This window comes from Micromonospora solifontis (assembly GCF_003725545.1).
Classification (GTDB): Bacteria; Actinomycetota; Actinomycetes; order Mycobacteriales; family Micromonosporaceae; genus Micromonospora; species Micromonospora solifontis.
In genome coordinates this window covers 1-306 of record NZ_RJLN01000221.1, presented here as the reverse complement: position 1 = coordinate 306, position 306 = coordinate 1, and the positions used below count along the sequence as shown (strand labels likewise).

The following is a 306-nucleotide window of genomic DNA, read 5'->3' as shown; positions in this document are numbered from 1 at the left end:
CTGACCGCCGCCGGCCTCACCGCCGCCGCCGGTGGCATCGCCGGCCCCGCCATCGCCGCCCAGGCCACCCCGGCCGAAAAGGCCGCCACCCAGGTCACCACCGACCGCCGCGGCCACGGCGAGCGGGAACTCACCGTCGACTACGAGGCCCAGCCGAACTTCTACTACTGTGGCCCGGCCGCGACCCGTAACGCGCTGAGCGTGCAGGGCAAGGCCATCGACGTGGACACCATGGCCCGCGAGATGGGCACCACCGAGAACGGCACCAACAGCATCAACGACATCACCCCGGTCCTGAACAAGGAA

The 306-nt window shown here is 70.9% G+C and carries 1 protein-coding gene; it reads left to right on the top strand.

The genetic code is table 11. The features are described from left to right. The coding region (locus EFE23_RS27945; protein ID WP_233601187.1) for a C39 family peptidase at positions 1-306 on the top strand (306 nt) is incomplete at both ends.